Raw genomic sequence first — 19,989 nt, 5'->3', positions numbered from 1 at the left:
AAAAGCGTTACAGATTTGAGGGGTCAATATACATCGTTTTTATCAGTCGTCAAAGCGCTTAAACTTAATCAAATCTCAATTTTGTGCCAAGCACGTCCCACTGATGAGAACAGTATAAGAATAGCAGGTGTTAAGATAAGCATATGAAAAGATATCATCATACTTGGCTCTAGTCCTAAACGCTGTACCAGACTCACAACAAGCCCTGCACCACTCATTTGAAACAGCCCAAGTAATGCTGCTGCAGTGCCTGCTCTATCACCAAAGGGCGCAAGTGCCTTTCCGGCGGCGGCACCAAGAATCCATGCAAAGCTCAATGATGAGATAAAAATCGGCAACATAAACGTCAATGGTGTCAATTGAGAGGAAACCACGATCATCAATATGCCTGCGAGTAACATACATGCGAGACCAACGACTAAAGTCTTGTGCACACCGAACCGGTCCATAAACTTTGGCGCGGCGAGGCATGCAATAATATTAACCACTGCATTAATGCCAAACCACAGCGCAAAACCATTCATGCTCACACCCATTTGACCCATCAACACGATAGGTGCCGATGTGACATACGCTAAGATAACGGCCATCGCAAACATACACAGTCCAGCGTGGAACAAGAACATAGGGTTCTTCAATACCGACCAATAGCGGCTTACATCAAAAAGCTTACCCTGTTGTGGTTGAGGGTTTGTCTCTTTAAGACTACAGAACAACGCGCTCCCAACCACCAGTGCATACAGTGCCATAAAGCTGAAGTTTGCCCGCCAATCAAACGCTTGAGTTAGCCAACTCCCAAGAATCGGCGCTAATGCAGGAATAAAGCAAATGGCCCCATTAAGATAGCTAATCATTTTGCCACTCTTTTGAGGACCAAAAGAATCGCGAACGGTTGCAAAGGCCGCTACCGATGTCGCACACGCACCTAAGCCTTGTAGCAGCCGAGCCACCAGCATCCACTCAATATTTTGAGCACCCCATGCCAATAAAGCACTCAAAAAGTATAAGCTGATACCTCCCAATGCAACCGTTCGACGCCCGTGTTTGTCTGCAAGGGGGCCCGCCACCAATTGGCCGACGCCCATTGCAAACAAGAACAGTGAAATTGTGTCTTGTGCCAGCGTGTGTTCCACGTGAAACGTTTCAGCGATCTGAGGGAGCGCAGGGAGATAAATATCGATCGCAAGTGGACTAAATAGCACCAAGAGGATCAGCAATATAAATTGACTGCGCGGGACCGATGAACTTGAAACTTGGCTCACAAAACATCTCATTTACAAATTGAAGTTGATAGTATTTTATGCGAGCTTTAGTTATTACTAAAAATGATATGTACTCATTTATGATATTCCAATAGAGAATTTCTTATGAATATAGAACAATTGGCGCGTATGGACCTCAACCTCTTAGTGTGCTTAAAGGTCCTGATAGAAGAACGGAATGTGACCCGCACGGCACAGCGCTTATGTTTAAGTCAGTCTGCAATTAGTAAGTCCCTTGCGAAGTTACGTTTGCAATTTGACGACCCTTTATTTGTACGCCAATCCTATGGTCTCAAACCGACGCCAAGAGCACTTTTTCTCCAACCGAAAGTGGATGCACTGATACACCATCTTGAGCAATTAGCTGAGCCCGAGGTCTTTGACCCGAAAAGCAGCGAATATAAGTTCGAAATAGCCTCCGTTGAAAGTGTCTACCCCTTAATTCTTCCCCACTTTCTAGAAGACATCTTTCAGCAAGCGCCAAACGTGACACTGAGTACTCATGTATGGAGTGACCAAACCTTTAAACAAATTCAATCTGGTCAACTCGATTTCGGTATTACCGGTAAAGACATCGATGCTAACGATGCCCGCTTAACCATGATGACACCGAGTGATATCTGTGAAATGGAAATCTACCAAGACAACCATCAATGTATGATGAGAACTGACCACCCGATTCTCTCACGAACATGGAACCTAGAGACTTACCTGTCATTACGCCATGTTCAGGTACGCTGTGATGGTAGTGATCGCTGGCTTTTAGACTACCGATTAGCAGACATTGGCCAGCAACGTGATATCGCGATTACGGTTCCCGATTTCAATAGTGCTGCCAGTCTATGTAGCCATACAGACTTCATTTTTACTGCACCCAGCCATTTTCTTGAATTAAGCGCCAAACAATTAGGCATGGTAACGAGGCCGATTCCCTTTGAATTTCCGCCAATGGCTTACACCTTATTTTGGCATAGAGAACGTTCCAATGACCCTGCTCTCAATTGGCTAAAAACCTTGATTGAAGAGAAGACCAAACCCTTGAGATAGTTTGCAGCCTCACACTAAAAAGAGTAGCTTATTCCCCAACGCCAAACGCGATAAATTGGCACAGTCATCAGTCCAAAAGGATGAAGAATAAATAAGGATTCACAGATGCAAGATATCATCGCCCAGCGTGTTGAAGCGGTTCGCCAATGGCTGAACGTTCAACAACTCGATGCAATCATTATTCCCCATGAAGATGAATTTCTGGGCGAATATGTCCCGGCTCATAATGAGCGTCTTCACTGGCTAACGGGATTTACAGGCTCTGCAGGCGCCGCTGTCATTACCCACGACAAAGCCGCTATTTTTGTTGATGGACGTTATACCGTTCAAGTCACTAATGAAGTACCAAATGATCTATTTGAATACCGCCACTTGGTGACAGAGCCCGTGTTAGAATGGGTTAAGGAGTGTGTCGACAAACAAGCAAAAGTGGCAATAGATCCACGCATGCACAGCGGCGCTTGGCTCAATCAAGCCCAAAGCAAACTTGTAGCGTCCCATCAGTTGGTTATTCTCAGCGAAAACCCCGTTGATACTTTGTGGCAAGAACGCCCTCAGCCGATCATTTCTACCATGCGATTGATGCCAGAATCGAGCGTGGGCCAAAGCAGTGAAAGTAAACGTCAAACTATTGCCAATCAACTGGTGAAAGAGAGTATTGATAGCGCTGTATTGACCTCATTGGATTCAATCGCTTGGATTTTGAATATTCGCGGTGGTGATGTTTCACGCCTCCCTGTTCTGCTTTCTCATGCCATCATTCATAACGATGCAACTTTGGAATTCTTTATTGAATCATCACGACTCGCACAAGGCTTTGTTGAACATGTTGGCCCAGGCGTCAGCGTGTTTGAGCCAAGCGAGCTAGAGTGCCGTTTAAACAGGCTGGAACATAAGCGGGTCCTACTTGACGCCAATAACAGCAATGCTTGGTTTAGTTTAACGTTGCAAAATGCTGGCGCTGAAATCATTGCCCAACCTGACCCATGCCAATTGCCTAAAGCCGCCAAAAACGCCACAGAAGTGTCAGGGATGAAAGCCTGTCATATTCGAGATGGTGCTGCGATGACTAAATTTCTATGCTGGCTAGATGGTGAAGTCGCGGCTGGTCGCTTCCATAATGAAGCGGTCATTTCTGATACCCTCCATGCTTTCCGCCAACAAGACAGCAGCTTGATGGATCTAAGTTTTGATACTATTTCAGCAGCAGGTACTAACGCTGCAATGTGCCATTATAATCATGAAAATCAGCCTGCTCCTGGAGAACTGCCGAACCATTCGTTATACCTTGTGGATTCAGGTGGTCAGTATCTTGATGGCACCACGGATATCACTCGTACGGTAGCCATTGGCCAACCTACACAGGAGATGATCAATCAATTTACTTTGGTATTAAAAGGCCACATCGCGTTAGCCAAAGCTAGATTTCCCAAAGGCACCACGGGGCCACAATTAGATGCACTAGCCCGTCAGTTTTTATGGGCTGAAGGTTTCGATTACGACCATGGTACAGGCCATGGGGTTGGCCATTTCCTAAATGTACACGAAGGTCCACAGAGTATCTCTAAACGACAAAACACAGTCGCATTAATGCCGGGAATGGTGCTATCCAATGAACCAGGTTATTACCGAGCTGATGGATTCGGTATTCGAATAGAAAACTTAGAGCTTGTTGTCGAACATGAAACGCAAGGTGATTTTTCAGTATTAGGCTTTGAATCGCTAACCCGCTGCCCTATCGATAAACGCAATATCAACGTCGATATGCTGACCAACGCTGAACTCGAGTGGCTCAATGATTACCATCAGAAAGTGTGGAATGCTGTCAGCCCTCTTGTTACAGGCCAAGATAAGACGTGGTTACAACAAGCGACAAGCCCCTTGCGTCACAAATAAAGGTAGCTTGTAATTAGATAGAAAGGCCACGAGTTAGTGGCCTTTTTTATGACTTGGAATGTTTCACGTGAAACACTCAGACGCAGAACAGGGCGTATCGTTAGTATTTATCCTGAGTAACAAGGCTGCCAATCTCGCCATACCGGATCGAAACCTTGGCGACGAAGCATTGCTTCAACTTCGCGAGGTGAACGCTCGTCACTTATTGCGAACTGTTCAAGCTCAACATCCTCCATTGCATAACCGCCAGGTTGGGTCTTTGATCCTGCGGAAAGCGATGTGATTCCCAACGGCAGAAGATGATCTCGAAAGCGAGCGGACTCACGAGTCGATAGCGATAACTCGACCTCAGGGCTTAACAATCGAAATGCACAGATGGTTTGAACCAGTTGTTTATCATTCATCAGAGACTTGGGTTGGACCCCTCCAGTACACGGACGTAATCTTGGGAAAGATATGGAATAGCGGCTTTGCCAGTAACGCCCTTGCAGGTAGTCAAGATGAGCCGCAGTAAACCAACAGTCTGTTCGCCAATCCTCAAGACCAATTAAACTGCCAATACCTATTTTATCGATACCCGCTTTTGCTAAGCGGTCGGGTGTATCTAAGCGATAATTAAAGTCTGTTTTGTTACCACGCAAGTGATGCTCGGCATAGGTGTCGGGGTTGTAAGTCTCTTGGTATACCATGACACCATCCAAACCGAGTTGCTTTAATTGCTGATAGTCCATTTGATTCAGAGGTTGAACTTCCATCGACAGATAGTTAAATGCTTTTTTAATACGAGGTAGAACTCGTCTAAAGTACTCCATCCCTACTTTGTTTTGATGCTCACCGGTCACCAACAGCACGTTGTCGAATTTCATTTGCTTAATAACCTCAATTTCAGCATCAATTTCGAGCTCTGTTAATGTGCGCCTCTTAAGGCGATTCTCCATAGAAAAGCCGCAATAAGTACAGGCATTGGAACACAAATTCGAGAGGTAAAGAGGCACATACATTCCGATAGTGAAACCAAAACGTTGCCGAGTTAACTGATACGCTCGTTGCGCTAACGGCTCTAAATAGTGTTCGGCGGCTGGTGAAAGAAGCGCTTTGAAGTCTTCCAAGTCCAACCTCTCTTTCACTAGCGCTCGTTCAACATCCTGACGGTTCTTGGCATAAATAGACTTTTGAATACGACTCCACTCGATACCTTCATGTACCTCGACAAAGCTCATACTTCCCCCTTGGATAATTCATCAAGAAATGAGGTCAATGGACTACTCGCAGAAGCAAAAGGTTGCTGAATGCCGAGACCAGCGTTATAGGCTCTTCTTCCAGACTCAACCGCTAATGAAAATGCTCTCGCCATTTCTATTGGCTGACTAGCTGAGGCGATCGCCGTATTGACCAATACGGCATCCGCCCCCAATTCCATGGCCAACGCCGCATCTGACGGCGAACCTAAGCCTGCATCCACCACAACCGGTATACTTGACTGTTCGATAATAATTCGTAAAAACTCACGAGCCACCAAACCTTTGTTGCTTCCTATCGGCGCAGCAAGAGGCATAACCGCGGCACATCCAACATCTTCAAGACGTTTGCACAACACCGGATCGGCATGGCAATAAGGTAAAACCACGAACCCTAGTTCCACTAGTTTTTCAGCGGCTATCAAGGTTTCAATTGGGTCTGGCATTAAGTAACGTTGATCAGGGTGAATCTCCAACTTTACCCAATTTGTAGCGAGTGCTTCACGAGCAAGTTGAGCAGCGAAAACCGCATCTTTAGCATTTTTCGCCCCAGAGGTGTTTGGTAAAAGCTTAATGTTGGCCTCGATAAGAGGTTTGAGTATGTCATCACTCGGGTTATTAACATCGACCCGCTTTAAAGCCATTGTCGCCATCGATGAACCGCTGGCTTGAATGGCTCTAAGCATAATCTCAGCATTAGGGAACTTGCCGGTTCCAGTAAATAACCGCGATTGAAATTCTTGGTTTGCAATAGTGAACATCTTTAGCCCCCCGCAATGGCCTGAAAAAGTGATATGTGGTCCCCATCTTGTAGAACCAATTCTGACCATTGGTTATTTGGCACAATGGTGTTATTAACGGCGATGACATAGTCCGATTCGGTTGTAATAGCCTGCTTCGCGAGTAAGTTGGTCAGAGTATCAAACCGCTGCAATACTACCGTCTCGCCATTTAAAAAAACTCGATTTGGAGTAACGGTCATTGCGATATCCTCTCATTATTGTGCGCGCTCCTTAAGCGCGCATTATCGCCGCAAATAGCGCAGTGATTATCTCGTGTCATTGACAACCTCTGCCAAACTAAGGTCTTGCCATCAAATACATGGAATAAATTGGTAGGAAATACAAAGTGGTCGAATACCAGCTTATGAAGAGTCGCCAACGCTTGGTAATTGCCTAAAGTCCCGACCACGGGGCCAACTACACCAATGTCGCTACACGAGTCATTGACTTGGCGACCAGCGGCAGCTTCGGGCAATAAACAGCTATAACAGCCACTTAAACTCGCAGGTTCAGAGAAATCAAACACTGCGAATTGCCCCTGCCAACCGATGGCTGAGGCAAAAATTAACGGGCGTTTTGCTTCAAAACACAAACGATTTATCTGGTGTCGAGTTTCGAAACTGTCTGAACAATCGAGCACAACGTCAGCTAAAGCTATTTCCAAGTTTAACTGAGAATCCGATAGGCGATAGCCAACAGTGCGAATTTGGCAATGAGCGTTTAACGCATAAAGTTGAGTTTTTAAAGCCTCAGTCTTTGGTTTTTCCAGGTCGATATCGCGATAGCTCACTTGCCTTTGAAGGTTACTGATTTCGACTTTATCATCATCCACCAACACCAATTTCCCAACACCGGCAGCACATAAATACAGAGCGGCAGCACTACCTAACCCACCAACACCTATGATAAGAACGTGCCCTTTCGACACTTGCTCTTGCCCTCTTTCCCCCCATTCAGGTAGAGACACTTGTCGCTGATAGCGAATAAACTGTTCATCACTCAACATAAGACACCTCTTGGCTTAATGGCCGTAGGTTGGCAGTGCTATGTAGCTGTTCAATCGCCTTTCGTGGATCATCTGCTTGAGTAATGGCACGAACAACGGCCACACTATCTACCCTCGTTTTCCAAACTTGTTTAATGTTAGATAAATCGATGCCACCAATCGCAACCGTTGGTATGCTTTTCTCAAGGTGACCAAATGATTGAACTAGTTGCTGATAGAATTGCAGGCGCAAAATGCCTTGGGGTTTTGAGGGCATTTGTTTGGTTGTGGTCGGAAATATATGCCCTAATGCAATATAGCTTGGTGATAGCTGTAGTGCGTTAAGCAACTCAAAATAACCATGAGTGGATACCCCTAAGCGGATACCGTTTTCCGCAATTTGTTTTAAATCTGCATTAACCAAATCTTCTTGACCAAGGTGAATGCCATAAGCTTGGTGTTTAATGGCCAGCTGCCAATAGTCATTAATAAACACCTGAGCCCGATACCGCTTGCCGAGCTGAATAGACTCCATAATCTGTCGTTCTAGATCGTGTTGATTTGGATTTTTTATACGTAATTGGATGGTCTTTATGCCGTAAGCTAAGCATTTTTCTACCCATGAACAGCTATCGACCACTGGGTAGATCGCCATAAGATTGGCATCTACAGGTGAAAATGACAGCCTTTGATTCAAAGACGAGTGGCGTTCTGATATCAACACATGAGGAAAAAGTGCGTACTGACTTGGCCATGTTTCACGTGAAACATTATCCATCATTCGAGCGATAATAAGCGCGTCTTGTAACGGGAAATCGAGTGCGAGCAAAGAAAGGACCCAGCAAAAGTGCGCTCGATAATTCGCTATCGGTGTATCAGATTCAATCTTTGCTTGAAGACCATCGACATTAAAAATATCGTAATATTTTCTCTCTTGATAACAACCGACCCAAGCAGTTTGCGTATCGTCAACGCTTTCAGTCGATAGTGATTGATAATAAATCGTCAGATTGGCACCATCCAGTGGCGGAGATGACGTACAGTCTGTCGTCAACGTTTGAGTGCATTGGTCTTGACTGGTTAACTCAAAATATCCACTTCGACTAACACCGATAACCACATCATCAATAGCAAACCCATGGCGCTCAGCAAACAATAAATGACGTTGAATCGTTGCTGTCAGCTCAATACATTCAAAAGGAATCAGGATGTTCATTCCACCTTCTCCTTGGTGGTTGAACCACTCACAGGGTGGTAAAGCTCAGAACCTGAATTCAAGAACTCTTGAGACTTTTGGCGCATACCTTCTAATGGGTCTTCGACTAACGTTATCGTAATCGACTGATCAGCCGCGACTTGCGCTTCATCTTTTGCGTACTCTCTGACCTCTTGAGAAATCTTCATTGAGCAAAATTTAGGTCCGCACATCGAACAAAAATGCGCAACTTTGCCAGATTCTTGTGGCAAAGTTTCATCATGAAATTCACGAGCCGTATCGGGGTCGAGTGATAAATTGAATTGATCTTGCCAGCGAAATTCAAACCGAGCTTTGGATAACGCATTATCGCGTATTTGAGCTCCAGGGTGACCTTTGGCAAGATCCGCAGCATGTGCAGCCAATTTATAGGTAATTAAGCCGGTTTTAACATCTTGTTTATTCGGTAATCCCAAGTGTTCTTTGGGCGTTACGTAGCAAAGCATAGCGCACCCGTACCATCCAATTAAGGCAGCACCAATACCGGAGGTAATGTGGTCATAGCCTGGTGCAATATCTGTTGTTAATGGGCCTAGCGTATAGAATGGGGCTTCATGGCAGTGCTCTAGTTGCTGATCCATATTCTCTTTAATCATCTGCATTGGAATATGCCCCGGCCCCTCGATAATAACCTGAACATCATATTCCCAAGCAATTTTCGTCAGCTCACCAAGCGTTCTCAGTTCGGCAAATTGTGCTTCGTCATTAGCATCAGCCACTGAACCGGGTCTCAAACCATCCCCCAAAGACAAAGCGACATCATACTGAGCACAAATCTGGCAAATCTCTCGGAAATGGGTATAAAGAAAGCTCTCTTGATGATGAGCTAAACACCATTTCGCGATAATAGAGCCACCTCGAGAAACAATACCTGTCACTCTTTTTGCGGTCATAGGTACGTAGCGCAATAGAACACCAGCATGAATCGTAAAGTAATCGACACCCTGCTCTGCTTGCTCAATTAAGGTATCGCGCATCACATTCCAATTTAGATTTTCTGCAATACCATTAACCTTTTCTAGCGCCTGATACATGGGCACGGTTCCGATCGGCACCGGGCTGTTACGCAATATCCATTCACGGGTTTCGTGGATATTGCGACCGGTTGATAAATCCATCACCGTGTCAGCTCCCCATCGAGTTGCCCATATCAGCTTTTCCACCTCTTCCTCAATCGACGATGACACAGAAGAATTGCCAATATTGGCGTTTACTTTAACCAAAAAATTTCGACCAATGATCATTGGTTCAGACTCAGGGTGATTAATATTTGAAGGGATAATCGCACGCCCTTTTGCCACTTCGTCACGGACAAATTCAGCCGTAATATCATTTGGTAAGTGGGCTCCAAAACTTTGCCCTGGGTGCTGCTGATTCAGAACCTCATCACGATATTGTGCTCTGCCCATATTTTCACGAATTGCTATGAATTCCATTTCTGGTGTGATCATACCGCGGCGAGCATAATGAAGCTGTGTGACGCATCGGCCAGACTTAGCGCGACGAACCTCAGGTAAATTGCCATAACGAAGCTCATCAAGCGTTTGGTCATCTAAACGCTCGCGCGTGTATTGAGAGCTAACGTGGGCGAGCTTTTCAGTATCACAACGCTGATCAATCCAAGTTTGCCGTAACTTAGGTAAGCCCGAATATAGGTCGATTTGGTGGCTTGGGTCGGTATAAACACCAGAAGTATCATAGACACGAATAGGCTCATTGGGCTCATAGATTGGTGCTTGTTTCGTTCCACCAACCAAACTGTCAGCCAGACAAATTTCACGCATCGGTACGTGTACATTGGTCAAGTTTCCGGAGACGTAAACTTTATTTGAATTGGGGTATGACTGGACAGATAGTGTATCTATAAACTGTTTGGCTTCTAGCCTAGATTGCTTTCGACTCGACATAGCATTTTTCCTATTAATGAAGAATAAAAATGCTTGACGGAAAGATGCAACAAGAGGGATCGCCGACGAAAAATACGTTGTACGATCATTGGATAGGAAAGTCAGTACGACTTCATCTGACGAAAATATCTTCTCCTGTTCCCTTCGCTGGTACTAACCAGATCAGGTTCAACGGATCCCGAATAAACGGTCTCAGCCATATGGCACTCCGACAAGTAAATCGATTATAGGTAAATGAAATGACAAAACCAAGCGGTGTGATATTAATTTAGCTCTTAGTCAAGATTTGAAACCCAACCCAAGCAGCAGAAATGCTGAGCACTACGTTGAGAATCACGTTTAACCCCATTTTAAAAAACGCCCCTTGTTGCAACAAAATGACATTATCCATAGAGAACGTGGAGAACGTGGTTAACGCGCCAAGAAAACCCAATCCAATGATTTGACGCCAAGGTTCAACTGCCAGTAGTTCTTTTTGGAACAGAGCCATGATCAGACCCATAACGAAAGAACCAAGCACATTGACAGTTAATGTTCCGTAAGGAAAACCGCGTCCAAATAGAAAAATACAAAACTCAGAAATTAGATAGCGAGAACAAGCACCAAGCGCTCCACCAAGCGCAATGAAGCCCAAAATAGCCGATTGTCCCATAGATATTTCCCTTATAACCCAAGACGGGATTTGATAGATAGTTTTAAAAAATAAGTTATAAAAAAAAGTACGATACTTTTCCTTGTTAATTTAATCTTTTTAAAAAGTTACAGGAGTCACGTAACTTCAATGTATCCCATTAACCCCGTTTTTAAATGTTCAATGACATGACAGTGATACATCCAACGACCTGGATTATCTGCAACAAAGGCCGCTTTTGCACTTCCGTTCTTTCCAAGCAAAACGGTATCGGTATGAAAGGGTTCATCTAGTTTCACACCATCCAATTCAAGTACGGTAAACGTATGACCATGAAGATGTATAGGGTGATGATACTGAGTAACATTTTTCAAATTAAAAATATAAGTCTTTCCGCGCTGCAAAGACGCTAAAGCAGCTGGGATACTATTTTCACTCATCCCATTCCAGGCTCGCTTATTGACCAACCAAAAAGTTGGAGAGGCCTTTCCAGTGTCATCGACGGGCGTCACCGCCCCCTGCCATTCAAAGACAAAATCAATTTGCTGGGCGTTATCCAAATCGATTTGAGGTATTGGGTTCAATGGCAAGCGGGGCAACACATTCGCTGGAGACAAATTAGATTTTACGCACTGAAACTCACAAAGAGGGAAAGGAAACTTACCTTTCATATATCGCACGTAAACACGCTCTCCAGCTCGAGGAGCGATAAACCCCACATCAACCCTCATGCCAGGACCAACTTTGTGCTCTGAGAGCGGATAAGGACGTTTAACTGGGTTGCCATCAATAGCAATAACCCATGCATCAACGCCTTCGAGTCGAATCGGGTAAGTTAATGTATTATCAACGTTGGCAATGCGAACACGCGTTGTCGCATTCTCTTGTAACGAATAGCTGGGGTTATGTGAGCCATTGACCGTCCCCCACTCGCCTGGAGTTCCCATGCGAGCACTTAAACGGGGGATCATCAAATCCTTCCATTCGCCCTGCGGGTCAACATGCCAATGCTTAACCATGACTTGATGATCTTCCTCAAACTTAACGGGAGAAGCTTCATCAACAATAATTAGCCCGACGAGGCCTTTACCTAGTTGAACCACACTATTCATATGAGGGTGATACCAAAAGGTACCCGCATCCGGTGGCGTAAACTCATAGACGAAGGTTTCACCCGGCATAATAGGGGGCTGACTCAGAAACGGCACACCGTCCATTTCAATTGGAATTCGAAGTCCGTGCCAGTGAATAGTTGTCGGCTCCGAAAGTAAATTGGTAAAACGTATCGTCACTTTCTGACCTTGCTTACAACGAATCGTCGGTGCTGGAATTTTTCCATTAAAGCCTAAAATCGATGTCTGATAACCAGGGACCAGCTCAGCTTTGGAAGGCATTGCAGTAAGGTCATAAACCGGGCGTCCTTGTTGATCATAACTTCGATTAACACTACAAGCGGGCAGTACAGATAACGCAGTAAAAGCAAAGGATGACTGAATAAATCGACGACGAGAAAGTTTCATAGCAAGTCCATTATGCTCGGAGGAGTTAAGAATTGTAACTAAACCGCAAGGAGAATGCTTAATCAATTCATTAGTCGAATAAAATTATCGAACTGCGGTATAGAAACCTTCCTGTAAATGACCAACAACGTAGGAGATGAATGAAATGACAGGACAGTAGCAGGTCAAAGAATATCTCAACTCTATAGATGATTAACAATGACCGAGATAAAGAGGGCAACGGTTCGGAAGGGTCAGTTGCAAACCTTTGCTTATCGAATACGCAGCTATACAGCGCATACATAGAAACGAAAACGCCAAACTACAGATGTAAAAAAGCCCCGCTGTTTCGAACGAGGCTTCTTAATTGCGCAAGGCATGGGAAGATTCAAACTTCCAACACGCGCTGATTTTAGCGATTAGCGGAATCCGCTGCTCTGCCAATTATAACTACGACACGAATACCCAAATCACAGACGTAAAAAAGCCCCGCTCTTTCGAACGAGGCTTCTTAATTGCGGAAGGTATGGGAAGATTCAAACTTCCAACACGAGCTGATTTTAGGGATTAGCGGAATCCGCTGCTCTGCCAATTATAACTACGACACCAATACCCAAATCACAGACGTAAAAAAGCCCCGCTCTTTCGAACAAGGCTTCTTAAATATGGCAGGGGTGGAGAGATTCGAACTCCCAACACGCGGATTTGGAATCCGCTGCTCTGCCAATTGGAGCTACACCCCTAAATTTTCTACATGCAAATTCGAAAAAACCTCGCGTTGCGAGGTTATCGAAATAAGTGGCGGAGCGGACGGGACTCGAACCCGCGACCCCCGGCGTGACAGGCCGGTATTCTAACCAACTGAACTACCGCTCCGCAGCGTATCTGGTTAGACAATAATCAAAGCCTGGCGATGTCCTACTCTCGCATGGGGAACCCCCACACTACCATCGGCGCTAATTCGTTTCACTTCTGAGTTCGGCATGGAAATCAGGTGGGTCCAAATCGCTATGGTCGCCAAGCAAATTCTTTTTAAACCCGCTCATTCAAGCAAGTTTATCTGTTTTACTTTCACTTTTTCTAAAAAAGTGAAAACAAAAAGTTTGGAAAGCTGGTTTCGTTCTGTTTCTTACACAATCAAGTTTATGTTCTTGCTTTGAGCCCACAAAACCCCTTGGGTGTTGTATGGTTAAGCCTCACGGGCAATTAGTACAGGTTAGCTCAACGCCTCACAACGCTTACACACCCTGCCTATCAACGTCGTAGTCTACGACAACCCTTTAGGACGCTTAAAGCGCCAGGGAGAACTCATCTCAAGGCTTGCTTCCCGCTTAGATGCTTTCAGCGGTTATCAATTCCGAACTTAGCTACCGGGCAATGCGTCTGGCGACACAACCCGAACACCAGAGGTTCGTCCACTCCGGTCCTCTCGTACTAGGAGCAGCCCCTTTCAATTCTCCAACGCCCACGGCAGATAGGGACCGAACTGTCTCACGACGTTCTAAACCCAGCTCGCGTACCACTTTAAATGGCGAACAGCCATACCCTTGGGACCGACTTCAGCCCCAGGATGTGATGAGCCGACATCGAGGTGCCAAACACCGCCGTCGATATGAACTCTTGGGCGGTATCAGCCTGTTATCCCCGGAGTACCTTTTATCCGTTGAGCGATGGCCCTTCCATTCAGAACCACCGGATCACTATGACCTGCTTTCGCACCTGCTCGAATTGTCATTCTCGCAGTCAAGCGGGCTTATGCCATTGCACTAACCTCACGATGTCCAACCGTGATTAGCCCACCTTCGTGCTCCTCCGTTACTCTTTGGGAGGAGACCGCCCCAGTCAAACTACCCACCAGGCACTGTCCTCATCCCCGATTAGGGGACCAAGTTAGAACATCAAACATACAAGGGTGGTATTTCAAGGATGGCTCCATAACCACTGGCGTGATTACTTCAAAGCCTCCCACCTATCCTACACATGTAGGCTCAATGTTCAGTGCCAAGCTGTAGTAAAGGTTCACGGGGTCTTTCCGTCTAGCCGCGGGTACACTGCATCTTCACAGCGATTTCAATTTCACTGAGTCTCGGGTGGAGACAGCGTGGCCATCATTACGCCATTCGTGCAGGTCGGAACTTACCCGACAAGGAATTTCGCTACCTTAGGACCGTTATAGTTACGGCCGCCGTTTACCGGGGCTTCGATCAAGAGCGTCGACCAAAGTCTAACCCCATCAATTAACCTTCCGGCACCGGGCAGGCGTCACACCGTATACGTCATCTTACGATTTTGCACAGTGCTGTGTTTTTAATAAACAGTTGCAGCCACCTGGTATCTGCGACTTCCGATAGCTCCATCTGCAAGAGACTTCACCGTCAGAAGCGTACCTTCTCCCGAAGTTACGGTACCATTTTGCCTAGTTCCTTCACCCGAGTTCTCTCAAGCGCCTTGGTATTCTCTACCCGACCACCTGTGTCGGTTTGGGGTACGATTCCTTACAATCTGAAGCTTAGAGGCTTTTCCTGGAAGCATGGCATCAATGACTTCACCACCGTAGTGGCTCGACGTCGTGTCTCGACCTTAAAAAGAGCCGGATTTACCTAACTCTTAAGCCTACGCACTTGAACCTGGACAACCGTCGCCAGGCCCACCTAGCCTTCTCCGTCCCCCCATCGCAATTGTAAGAAGTACGGGAATATTAACCCGTTTCCCATCGACTACGCCTTTCGGCCTCGCCTTAGGGGTCGACTTACCCTGCCCCGATTAACGTTGGACAGGAACCCTTGGTCTTCCGGCGAGGAGGTTTTTCACCCCCTTTATCGTTACTCATGTCAGCATTCGCACTTCTGATACGTCCAGCATGCGTTACCACACACCTTCAACCGCTTACAGAACGCTCCCCTACCCAATACGATAAATCGCATTGCCGCAGCTTCGGTTTATTGCTTAGCCCCGTTACATCTTCCGCGCAGGCCGACTCGACTAGTGAGCTATTACGCTTTCTTTAAATGATGGCTGCTTCTAAGCCAACATCCTAGCTGTCTAAGCCTTCCCACATCGTTTCCCACTTAGCAATAATTTGGGACCTTAGCTGGCGGTCTGGGTTGTTTCCCTCTCCACGACGGACGTTAGCACCCGCCGTGTGTCTCCCGGATAGTACTTACTGGTATTCGGAGTTTGCAAAGGGTTGGTAAGTCGGGATGACCCCCTAGCCTTAACAGTGCTCTACCCCCAGTAGTATTCGTCCGAGGCGCTACCTAAATAGCTTTCGGGGAGAACCAGCTATCTCCGAGTTTGATTGGCCTTTCACCCCTAGCCACAAGTCATCCGCTAATTTTTCAACATTAGTCGGTTCGGTCCTCCAATTGATGTTACTCAATCTTCAACCTGCCCATGGCTAGATCACTCGGTTTCGGGTCTATATCCAGAGACTAAATCGCCCAGTTAAGACTCGGTTTCCCTACGGCTCCCCTATACGGTTAACCTTGCCACTGAATATAAGTCGCTGACCCATTATACAAAAGGTACGCAGTCACACCACGAAGGTGCTCCTACTGCTTGTACGTACACGGTTTCAGGTTCTATTTCACTCCCCTCACAGGGGTTCTTTTCGCCTTTCCCTCACGGTACTGGTTCACTATCGGTCAGTCAGGAGTATTTAGCCTTGGAGGATGGTCCCCCCATCTTCAAACAGGATATCACGTGTCCCGCCTTACTCGTTTTCACTTAAAATGATGGAGCGGCTACGGGGCTATCACCCTTTATTGCCAAGCTTTCCAGCTTGTTCACCTGCATCATTAAAAGCTTAAGGGCTAATCCGATTTCGCTCGCCGCTACTGTCGGAATCTCGGTTGATTTCTTTTCCTTCGGGTACTTAGATGTTTCAGTTCCCCGAGTTCGCCTCTTACAGCTATGTATTCACTGCAAGATAAGTGCTTATGCACTTGGGTTTCCCCATTCGGAAATCGTAGACTCAAGTGGCTCTTACTGCCTCATCTACGCTTATCGCAAGTTAGTACGTCCTTCATCGCCTCTGACTGCCAAGGCATCCACCGTGTACGCTTAGTCACTTAACCATACAACCCCAAAGGGTCTTACGTATGGCTCATTTGATTTCACTTTTTAAAGTGAAGACAAATAAGCAACCAAGGTTTGTGTCTCTCATTATTTGAATGAGCGAGAGACATTTCGATTTTGCCGGACTCAAATAACTCTTTATTTCCACTTTTTAGAAAAAAGCAGAGCCAAAAAGTTGAATAACATCCTAAGACGTTATTCCCAAGAACACTTGAATGTGTATTTTGGTACCTACATCTCTAAGAGATATAGGATTTGAGAACTTTTATTTGAATAACAACGCTTATCTAAAAGATAAGGGGATTGTTGTTATTCGTCAGCTTTCCAAATTGTTAAAGAGCAAAGTTTCTTAAAACGAAACCATGTTTAAAAACACTCTACTTTCTATTTCAAAGAAAGTGCGTTTAAAGATGGTGGGCGATACCGGGCTCGAACCAGTGACCCCCTGCTTGTAAGGCAGGTGCTCTCCCAACTGAGCTAATCGCCCATTATTCAAGAAATGGTGGAGCTATGCGGGATCGAACCGCAGACCTCCTGCGTGCAAGGCAGGCGCTCTCCCAGCTGAGCTATAGCCCCATATCTTGAGTTTTAATTCCTAATGGAAGGAATGGTGGGTCGTGCAGGATTCGAACCTGCGACCAATTGATTAAAAGTCAACTGCTCTACCAACTGAGCTAACGACCCATGGTATCCCGTAGGGGAGTCGAACCCCTGTTACCGCCGTGAAAGGGCGGTGTCCTAGGCCTCTAGACGAACGGGACACTAATCGTAAGCGTTTGGGAACGCTTAATACTCTAAAACCGTATAAACCATCAATCTGTGTGAACACTCATCGCAATAATCTTTCGTATTAAGGAGGTGATCCAGCGCCAGGTTCCCCTAGCGCTACCTTGTTACGACTTCACCCCAGTCATGAACCACAAAGTGGTAAGCGTTCCCCCGAAGGTTAAACTACCTACTTCTTTTGCAGCCCACTCCCATGGTGTGACGGGCGGTGTGTACAAGGCCCGGGAACGTATTCACCGTGGCATTCTGATCCACGATTACTAGCGATTCCGACTTCATGGAGTCGAGTTGCAGACTCCAATCCGGACTACGACGCACTTTTTGGGATTCGCTCACTCTCGCAAGTTGGCCGCCCTCTGTATGCGCCATTGTAGCACGTGTGTAGCCCTACTCGTAAGGGCCATGATGACTTGACGTCGTCCCCACCTTCCTCCGGTTTATCACCGGCAGTCTCCCTGGAGTTCCCGACATTACTCGCTGGCAAACAAGGATAAGGGTTGCGCTCGTTGCGGGACTTAACCCAACATTTCACAACACGAGCTGACGACAGCCATGCAGCACCTGTCTCAGAGCTCCCGAAGGCACCAAGGCATCTCTGCCAAGTTCTCTGGATGTCAAGAGTAGGTAAGGTTCTTCGCGTTGCATCGAATTAAACCACATGCTCCACCGCTTGTGCGGGCCCCCGTCAATTCATTTGAGTTTTAATCTTGCGACCGTACTCCCCAGGCGGTCTACTTAACGCGTTAGCTCCGAAAGCCACTCCTCAAGGGAACAACCTCCAAGTAGACATCGTTTACGGCGTGGACTACCAGGGTATCTAATCCTGTTTGCTCCCCACGCTTTCGCATCTGAGTGTCAGTATCTGTCCAGGGGGCCGCCTTCGCCACCGGTATTCCTTCAGATCTCTACGCATTTCACCGCTACACCTGAAATTCTACCCCCCTCTACAGTACTCTAGCCTGCCAGTTTCAAATGCTATTCCGAGGTTGAGCCCCGGGCTTTCACATCTGACTTAACAAACCACCTGCATGCGCTTTACGCCCAGTAATTCCGATTAACGCTCGCACCCTCCGTATTACCGCGGCTGCTGGCACGGAGTTAGCCGGTGCTTCTTCTGCAGCTAACGTCAAACAATGCATCTATTAAATACATTGTCTTCCTCACTGCTGAAAGTGCTTTACAACCCGAAGGCCTTCTTCACACACGCGGCATGGCTGCATCAGGCTTGCGCCCATTGTGCAATATTCCCCACTGCTGCCTCCCGTAGGAGTCTGGGCCGTGTCTCAGTCCCAGTGTGGCTGATCATCCTCTCAGACCAGCTAGGGATCGTTGCCTTGGTGAGCCCTTACCTCACCAACTAGCTAATCCCACCTGGGCATATCCTGACGCGAGAGGCCCGAAGGTCCCCCTCTTTGAGCCGAAGCTATCATGCGGTATTAGCCATCGTTTCCAATGGTTATCCCCCACATCAGGGCAATTTCCCAGGCATTACTCACCCGTCCGCCGCTCGACGCCGTTAACGTCACCCGAAGGGTCAGTTAACTCGTTTCCGCTCGACTTGCATGTGTTAGGCCTGCCGCCAGCGTTCAATCTGAGCCATGATCAAACTCTTCAATTTAAAGTTTTTTTGGCTCAATGAATACTGATTACATTACATAGTAATGTTGAATTGACTGTGCTCGATACCCTTCTTATAAAAGAGAGCATCAAATTGGTCACTCAGTTCATTGAAACCTCAGTTGATTCTCTAGAATCATCTTCGATTATCATCAACGAGTGCCCACACAGATTGATAGGTTTATATTGTTAAAGAGCTTGTTTTGAAGCTTCCCTCAAAACGGACGGCTATTTTAGCGAGCTAGCATTTGGTGTCAACCACTTTATGCAAACTTTTTTGAAGTTATTTACTCTAAAAAATTTCCGTTTGCGTTAGGTCAATTTTTCTTGCGAAGCGTTTCCCTGACAGCGAGGCGCATTATAGATACCCGATTTTGATTAGCAACCCTTTTTTTAGGTTTTTTATCGTTTTTTCATTGTTCGGTTAGTTATTAGCCTAAAAGCGATAAAATGATCCCTTTCAATTATTGCTTTCGCCACTTTTCGACAAAAAGACTGACTTTTTTCCAGTTCGTGTACTCAATATCTTTACTGGTATCCGTTTCTCCTCCAGTCATTTTCATGATCAGGCGAATCATCACTTTATCGATCCAGCGATATTTAGGGTAACGAAGCGCGCCAGCAAAGACGCCAATAAGTGTTGGCTGCCAAGGTGACTTTTTCAAAAAGGTGCGAATGTAAGCACTGCCCTCAGGTGTATCCTTACCTTGGTCTTCTTTGCGAGCGGTTAAATTGACACAGAAGAATGCCGCATTGTGCTGTTTCAGTTGCTGTTGATGGCGCTCAATAAATTGATAAAGCTTTTTATTGAGATGCCCATAACGTATCGACGCTCCCACCAGCACTTTCTGGTAACCAGAAAAATCAATATGCTCGACTTGATGTATATCGACCAATTCACACTGATACTCTGGCAGCTCTTTATCGATGTATTGGAGTATTTTTTTCGTTTGCCCTTCTCGGGTTGAATATAGAAGCAACGCTTTGTTACTCAAAGTCACTCTCCC

General features: G+C 46.1%; 12 protein-coding genes, 6 tRNA genes, 3 rRNA genes and 1 riboswitch. Of the genes, 2 read left to right on the top strand and 19 right to left on the bottom strand.

The genetic code is table 11. The features are described 5' to 3' along the window. Window positions 1–68: 68 nt before the first annotated feature. A complete protein-coding gene (locus tag M1D72_RS07300; RefSeq protein WP_456296499.1) occupies window positions 69–1,262 on the bottom strand; it encodes a multidrug effflux MFS transporter in 1,194 nt (397 codons plus the stop codon). A 105-nt stretch (window positions 1,263–1,367) separates the two neighbouring features. Here M1D72_RS07300 and M1D72_RS07295 point away from each other — a divergent pair, with 105 nt between their 5' ends. Continuing rightward, window positions 1,368–2,309, top strand: a complete 942-nt coding sequence (locus M1D72_RS07295; protein WP_456296498.1) for a LysR family transcriptional regulator — start codon at window positions 1,368–1,370, stop codon at window positions 2,307–2,309. A gap of 105 nt (window positions 2,310–2,414) precedes the next feature. Further along, the gene (locus tag M1D72_RS07290) at window positions 2,415–4,205 is read left to right on the top strand and encodes an aminopeptidase P family protein (protein WP_456296497.1); all 1,791 of its coding nucleotides are present in this window, start codon (window positions 2,415–2,417) and stop codon (window positions 4,203–4,205) included. A 107-nt stretch (window positions 4,206–4,312) separates the two neighbouring features. On the opposite strand, the gene thiH is transcribed toward M1D72_RS07290, so the two are convergent. The 18 genes from thiH to hemG form a co-directional block, all read right to left on the bottom strand. Further along, on the bottom strand, window positions 4,313–5,425 hold the full coding sequence (gene thiH, locus M1D72_RS07285; protein WP_456296496.1) for a 2-iminoacetate synthase ThiH: 1,113 nt from the start codon (window positions 5,423–5,425) through the stop codon (window positions 4,313–4,315). Continuing rightward, window positions 5,422–6,204, bottom strand: coding sequence for a thiazole synthase (locus tag M1D72_RS07280; protein ID WP_456296495.1), 783 nt, complete (start codon window positions 6,202–6,204; stop codon window positions 5,422–5,424). The genes thiH and M1D72_RS07280 overlap by 4 nt, the downstream gene beginning before the upstream one ends. 2 nt (window positions 6,205–6,206) lie before the next feature. Then, window positions 6,207–6,425 carry a sulfur carrier protein ThiS gene (gene thiS, locus M1D72_RS07275; RefSeq protein ID WP_456296494.1) on the bottom strand — a complete coding sequence of 73 codons (219 nt, stop codon included), beginning with the start codon at window positions 6,423–6,425 and terminating at the stop codon, window positions 6,207–6,209. Then, window positions 6,422–7,231 (bottom strand): HesA/MoeB/ThiF family protein, encoded by an 810-nt coding sequence (locus tag M1D72_RS07270; RefSeq protein WP_456296493.1) that lies wholly within the window; start codon window positions 7,229–7,231, stop codon window positions 6,422–6,424. Before M1D72_RS07270 ends, thiS begins: the two co-directional genes overlap by 4 nt. Continuing rightward, window positions 7,221–8,426: a thiamine phosphate synthase gene (gene thiE, locus M1D72_RS07265; RefSeq protein WP_456296492.1), complete on the bottom strand. Its 1,206-nt coding sequence runs from the start codon at window positions 8,424–8,426 to the stop codon at window positions 7,221–7,223. Before thiE ends, M1D72_RS07270 begins: the two co-directional genes overlap by 11 nt. Then, window positions 8,423–10,372: a phosphomethylpyrimidine synthase ThiC gene (gene thiC / locus M1D72_RS07260; protein WP_456296491.1), complete on the bottom strand. Its 1,950-nt coding sequence runs from the start codon at window positions 10,370–10,372 to the stop codon at window positions 8,423–8,425. Before thiC ends, thiE begins: the two co-directional genes overlap by 4 nt. Before the next feature lie 122 nt (window positions 10,373–10,494). After that, window positions 10,495–10,593, bottom strand: a riboswitch (TPP riboswitch). 47 nt (window positions 10,594–10,640) lie between these two features. Further along, window positions 10,641–11,024, bottom strand: coding sequence for a fluoride efflux transporter CrcB (gene crcB / locus M1D72_RS07255; protein WP_390196638.1), 384 nt, complete (start codon window positions 11,022–11,024; stop codon window positions 10,641–10,643). Window positions 11,025–11,140: 116 nt separating this feature from the next. Beyond that, complete coding sequence (locus M1D72_RS07250) at window positions 11,141–12,523, bottom strand: multicopper oxidase family protein (protein ID WP_456296490.1); 1,383 nt, start codon at window positions 12,521–12,523, stop codon at window positions 11,141–11,143. A gap of 645 nt (window positions 12,524–13,168) precedes the next feature. Then, window positions 13,169–13,245: transfer RNA gene (locus M1D72_RS07245), tRNA-Trp, on the bottom strand. Window positions 13,246–13,301: 56 nt separating this feature from the next. Further along, a tRNA-Asp gene (locus M1D72_RS07240) sits at window positions 13,302–13,378 on the bottom strand. 29 nt (window positions 13,379–13,407) lie between these two features. Further along, window positions 13,408–13,524, bottom strand: a 5S ribosomal RNA gene (rrf, locus tag M1D72_RS07235). 163 nt (window positions 13,525–13,687) lie between these two features. Further along, window positions 13,688–16,578: ribosomal RNA gene (locus M1D72_RS07230) — 23S ribosomal RNA — on the bottom strand. Window positions 16,579–16,990: 412 nt separating this feature from the next. Further along, a tRNA-Val gene (locus tag M1D72_RS07225) sits at window positions 16,991–17,066 on the bottom strand. A gap of 13 nt (window positions 17,067–17,079) precedes the next feature. Then, window positions 17,080–17,155 (bottom strand) — tRNA-Ala (locus M1D72_RS07220). A 32-nt stretch (window positions 17,156–17,187) separates the two neighbouring features. After that, a tRNA-Lys gene (locus M1D72_RS07215) sits at window positions 17,188–17,263 on the bottom strand. A 1-nt stretch (window position 17,264) separates the two neighbouring features. Then, window positions 17,265–17,340, bottom strand: a tRNA-Glu gene (locus M1D72_RS07210). 90 nt (window positions 17,341–17,430) lie between these two features. Then, window positions 17,431–18,983 (bottom strand): 16S ribosomal RNA (locus tag M1D72_RS07205). The 16S, 23S and 5S rRNA genes sit together here with 6 tRNA genes alongside, the layout of an rRNA operon. Before the next feature lie 463 nt (window positions 18,984–19,446). Beyond that, window positions 19,447–19,977, bottom strand: a complete 531-nt coding sequence (gene hemG, locus M1D72_RS07200; RefSeq protein WP_390196867.1) for a menaquinone-dependent protoporphyrinogen IX dehydrogenase — start codon at window positions 19,975–19,977, stop codon at window positions 19,447–19,449. Window positions 19,978–19,989 lie beyond the last annotated feature (12 nt).

Source organism: Vibrio sp. AK197 (assembly GCF_053903115.1).
This window is presented reverse-complemented; position numbering and strand designations above follow the sequence as displayed.

Bases quoted from the DNA above. Each gene is read 5' to 3' on its own strand.
- thiH (WP_456296496.1), bottom strand. From the start codon at position 5,425: ATGAGCTTTGTCGAGGTACATGAAGGTATCGAGTGGAGTCGTATTCAA.
- thiC (WP_456296491.1), bottom strand. From the start codon at position 10,372: ATGTCGAGTCGAAAGCAATCTAGGCTAGAAGCCAAACAGTTTATAGAT.
- M1D72_RS07280 (WP_456296495.1), bottom strand. From the start codon at position 6,204: ATGTTCACTATTGCAAACCAAGAATTTCAATCGCGGTTATTTACTGGA.
- M1D72_RS07270 (WP_456296493.1), bottom strand. From the start codon at position 7,231: ATGTTGAGTGATGAACAGTTTATTCGCTATCAGCGACAAGTGTCTCTA.
- M1D72_RS07250 (WP_456296490.1), bottom strand. From the start codon at position 12,523: ATGAAACTTTCTCGTCGTCGATTTATTCAGTCATCCTTTGCTTTTACT.
- thiE (WP_456296492.1), bottom strand. From the start codon at position 8,426: ATGAACATCCTGATTCCTTTTGAATGTATTGAGCTGACAGCAACGATT.
- thiS (WP_456296494.1), bottom strand. From the start codon at position 6,425: ATGACCGTTACTCCAAATCGAGTTTTTTTAAATGGCGAGACGGTAGTA.
- M1D72_RS07295 (WP_456296498.1), top strand. From the start codon at position 1,368: ATGAATATAGAACAATTGGCGCGTATGGACCTCAACCTCTTAGTGTGC.
- M1D72_RS07290 (WP_456296497.1), top strand. From the start codon at position 2,415: ATGCAAGATATCATCGCCCAGCGTGTTGAAGCGGTTCGCCAATGGCTG.
- crcB (WP_390196638.1), bottom strand. From the start codon at position 11,024: ATGGGACAATCGGCTATTTTGGGCTTCATTGCGCTTGGTGGAGCGCTT.